We start from the raw sequence: 4294 nt of genomic DNA, 5'->3' as shown, positions 1-4294 counted from the left end.
CCGCCGGCCGCGCGCCCCGCGGAAGGCCCCCGGAGACCTCGGGTGACCGGCTCGTGACGCGCGGATGGCGTGAGGTGCGGCCCCTGTCCATCAGCACAGTTACAATGGAGCGGCACCCCACCTCCGGGACGCGCGGCGACCTCCACTAACGCCGGCGACCGAGGCGGCGATGACACAACGACATTCCGGACGCACACGCGACCAGCAGGTGCCACACCGCACGCGGTGGGGCACGGCGATCGGGTCCGCGCGATCCGGCGAACCACGTCAGCGCACGTAGCGAGAGGGCCCAGGTGGCAGCCGCAGACTCCGCAGCACGCAGCGACTCGACCGTCGAAGAGACGCCGAGTCCCGCATCCCGTACCCGTCGAGCGGCCGGGGCGACCAAGACGGCCGCCAAGCCCGGGACCCGCACCGCCGCGAAGCCGGCCGCGAAGACCGGCCCGGCAACCCGTGGGGGCGCGAAGAAGCCCGCCGCGAAGAAGGGCGCGACGACCGCCGAGGGCTCCGAGGAGGTCGAGCTCGAGGAAGGTGAGCTCGCAGCCCCGGAGGACGGCGAGCTCGTCGAGGAGGTCGTCGCCGTCGACCTGGAGGCCGACCTGGCCGAGGTCGCCGCGGATCCCGCCGTCGAGGTGGCGACCGACGACGACGATGACGACGACGGTGAGGAAGAGAGCAACACCGGCGCCAACCGGCAGGCCCCGACCACCCGCTCGTCGCAGCAGAAGTCGGCCGACTTCGTCTGGGACGAGGAGGAGTCCGAGGCGCTGCGGCAGGCCCGCAAGGACGCCGAGCTCACCGCATCGGCCGACTCGGTCCGCGCCTACCTCAAGCAGATCGGCAAGGTGGCGCTGCTCAACGCCGAGGAGGAGGTCGAGCTCGCCAAGCGGATCGAGGCCGGCCTCTACGGCGCCGAGCGGCTGCGCCGGGCGTTCGACTCCGGCGAGAAGGTCTCCCCGCAGATGCGGCGCGACCTGCGTTGGATCGTCCGCGACGGCGAGCGCGCCAAGAACCACCTGCTCGAGGCGAACCTCCGCCTCGTGGTCTCGCTGGCCAAGCGCTACACCGGCCGCGGGATGGCGTTCCTGGACCTGATCCAGGAGGGCAACCTGGGCCTGATCCGTGCGGTCGAGAAGTTCGACTACACCAAGGGCTACAAGTTCTCCACCTACGCGACGTGGTGGATCCGCCAGGCGATCACCCGCGCGATGGCCGACCAGGCCCGCACCATCCGCATCCCGGTGCACATGGTGGAGGTCATCAACAAGCTCGGCCGTATACAGCGTGAGTTGCTCCAGGATCTCGGGCGCGAGCCCACTCCCGAGGAGCTTGCCAAGGAAATGGACATCACCCCGGAGAAGGTGCTGGAGATCCAGCAGTACGCCCGGGAGCCCATTTCGCTGGACCAGACGATCGGCGACGAGGGCGACTCGCAGCTCGGTGACTTCATCGAGGACAGCGAGGCCGTGGTGGCCGTCGACGCGGTCAGCTTCACGCTGCTGCAGGACCAGCTGCAGTCGGTGCTGGCGACGCTGTCCGAGCGCGAGGCCGGCGTGGTGCGCCTGCGCTTCGGGCTCACCGACGGCCAGCCGCGCACGCTGGACGAGATCGGCCAGGTCTACGGCGTCACCCGTGAGCGCATCCGGCAGATCGAGTCCAAGACGATGTCGAAGCTGCGTCACCCGTCGCGCTCGCAGGTCCTGCGCGACTATCTCGACTAGCGGTTCCACGCACGCACGAAGGGCCCCGATCCGTCGCGGATCGGGGCCCTTCGTGGGTCCAGGTCAGCCCGACTTCGACAGCTGTCCGCGGACCGCGCCGTTGCGGAACTGCTGGGTGTGGGTGTCGACGAACCACGCCGCCGGGTTCGCCTCGAGCTGCTTGACGTCGAATCCCGTGCCGGTGTCGACGCCGTTCACGACGACCCCCGTGGTGAACGGGCCCTGCAGGCACCCCTTGCTGGTCATCGGACCGCCGGGCGGACCCTGCGGGTCCGGGAACACCATCCGCGGGTTGCCGCTCTCGTTCGGCTGACCCTCCTGCAGGTGGGTCGCGGTCCGCGCCGGGCTGGCGAACGGCGGCGTCACCCCCATCACGGTGATGTCGTAGCAGACGATGTTCATCTGGCTGTTCAGCTTCAGGGTGAACGTGCCCTTCGTCCCGGGCTGACCCGGCGCGGGCTTCCCGGCGTCGTCGACCACCGTCTCCGGTGTCGCCGCCGCGGTCAGGGTGCTGGTGAACGTGGGCGGCGGCGGGACCGGCGCGTCCTCGGCCAGGGCCGGTGACGCGGTCAGTGTCACCCCCGCTGCCGCCACGGCCGCACACACCGTCCATCGCCTGATCGACCTGTACCCCATCGGATCCCCTCTCGCCGCCGCACACCGCCGTGCCGGACAAGCATGCTGACCGCGACGCCTCCGCCGCCGCACCGCACGACGCCTTCGACCGCATCGGGTGACGCCCGTCGCCGTCGGACACCGCGTGTCCGCCGGGGGACGGCGGTGCGCACCCCGGCCGGCCCGCGGCGCGCGCCGGGACAAAACCGGCGGCGCGGCGACGGTGCCGCGGGCTAGCGTCGGGACGGACCGACCGGGCGGACCGGTGCAACCGGTCCGGACACCCGGAGGACCCCGTGCGTGCGCAGCCGCTGACGTGGCGACGGCTGGGCGGGCCGGCCGCCGAGTGCGCGGTGGTCGTCGCCGTCGTCGCGGCCGCGGCGGAGACCGTCGCGGCGACGGTGGTGGGGCGGATCGCGGCCGGACCCACCGTCGTCCTGATCTCGGTGCTCGGCGCGCTGCTGCTCGGAGCGGCGCTGCTGGACACGGCCGGGCGGGTGGTGTTCTCCGGTGTCGTCGGGCGGGCCGAGGGGCGGCTGCGGGCCGACCTGCTCGACGCCGCCCTGGCCCAGCCGCTAACCGCGCTGGAGGACCAGGCCGTCGGGGAGCTGCTCGACCGGGTCGACGACGACTCCCGCCAGCTGGGCACGCTGCTGCGCCGGGTCGGCTGGGAGACCGGGCGGGCGGTGCTGCGGTCGGTCCTGGCCTGGGTCGTCGCGGGCCTGGTGTGGTGGCCGGCGTGGATCGCGTTCCCGCTGGCCGCGGCCCTGGTCATCGCGGTGGCGCGCCCGCTGACCCCGCTCGTGGCGCGGTGCAAGGTGGCCGAGGAGGTCGCCTGGTCCGACCACTCGGCGCAGCTGGAGGAGTCGGTCGCCGGGCAGGACGACGTCCGCACCGCGCTGGGGCAGCCGCACGTGGTCCGCGGCTTCGTCGTCCGGGCCGCCGTGGTGCTGGACCGCGTCCTGGCCACCTGCCGCGTCTCCACGGTGGTCGGGCTGCGCACCGGGTTCGTGATGCACGCGCTGCTCGGCGCGGTGGCCCTGGGCGGGGTCCTGCTGGTCGCCGGCGACCCGGGCGGGATCGCGGCGCTGGTGTCGCTGTGGCTGCTGGTCTCGGCGTTCGTCGGGCAGATCGACCAGATCGTGGACCGGATGCCGGAGATCCAGGCCGGGCTGGGCGCGCTCACCCGGGTGTCGTCGCTGCTGTCCGCACCCCGCGAGCCCGACGGCGGCGCCCCGTTCCCGGACGCCCCCGCCGCGCTGGAGCTGCGCGGCCTCACCGCAGGCTACGAGGGCGGGTTCCGGCTGCGCGGCATCGACCTGACCGTGCCCGCGGGCACCACCTGCGCGCTGGTCGGGCGCACCGGCTCGGGCAAGTCCACGGTCACCCGGGTGCTGTCCCGGGCGATCGCGCCGCCGCCCGGGCAGGTGCTGCTCGGCGGCCGGGACATCACCACGATCGCGCTCGACGAGCTGCGCGGCGCCGTCGGCGTCGTGACCCAGCGCACCGAGATCCTCGCCGCGACGCTCGCCGAGAACGTGACGCTGTTCGGGGACGTCCCGCGCGGGCGCGTCGAGTCCGCGGTCGAGGCGCTCGGGCTCACCGACTGGGTCGCCGCGTTGCCCTACGGGCTCGACACCCGCCTCGGCAGCGGCGGGCTGACCCTGTCCGGCGGGGAGGAGCAGCTGGTCGCGTTCGCGCGGCTGCTGGTCCGCGACGTCGCCGTCGTCGTCCTGGACGAGGCCACCGCCCGGATGGACCCGCGCACCGAGGAGCGGGTGACCCGGGCCGCGCAGGCGCTGCTGCGGGGCCGGACCGGGGTGGTCGTGGCGCACCGGCTGTCCACCGTGCGTCGTGCCGACTCGGTCGCGGTGCTCGAGGACGGGAAGGTGCTGCAACAGGGCGACCGGGCCCGGCTGGCCGTGTCTCCCGGCCGGTTCGCGGACATGCTGGCCGAC

Annotated in this window: 2 protein-coding genes and 1 pseudogene; 2 read left to right on the top strand and 1 reads right to left on the bottom strand. The window is 73.6% G+C overall.

The features are described from left to right. Positions 1 to 275: 275 nt before the first annotated feature. Positions 276 to 1721 (top strand): annotated as a pseudogene (locus tag I4I78_RS30795) (RNA polymerase sigma factor); the annotation flags it as partial. A 63-nt stretch (positions 1722 to 1784) separates the two neighbouring features. On the opposite strand, the gene I4I78_RS30790 reads toward I4I78_RS30795, so the two are convergent. Then, positions 1785 to 2315: a CHRD domain-containing protein gene (locus tag I4I78_RS30790; protein ID WP_218615026.1), complete on the bottom strand. Its 531-nt coding sequence runs from the start codon at positions 2313 to 2315 to the stop codon at positions 1785 to 1787. A gap of 317 nt (positions 2316 to 2632) precedes the next feature. On the opposite strand from I4I78_RS30790, the gene I4I78_RS30785 reads away from it, so the two are divergent. After that, the coding region (locus I4I78_RS30785; RefSeq protein ID WP_218615025.1) for an ABC transporter ATP-binding protein at positions 2633 to 4294 on the top strand (1662 nt) is incomplete at its 3' end.

It is taken from the genome of Pseudonocardia sp. KRD291, assembly GCF_019263595.1.
In the GTDB taxonomy this organism is placed as follows: domain Bacteria; phylum Actinomycetota; class Actinomycetes; order Mycobacteriales; family Pseudonocardiaceae; genus Pseudonocardia.
Note: the sequence above shows the minus strand (reverse complement) of the source record. Positions and strands in the feature narration are given on the sequence as shown.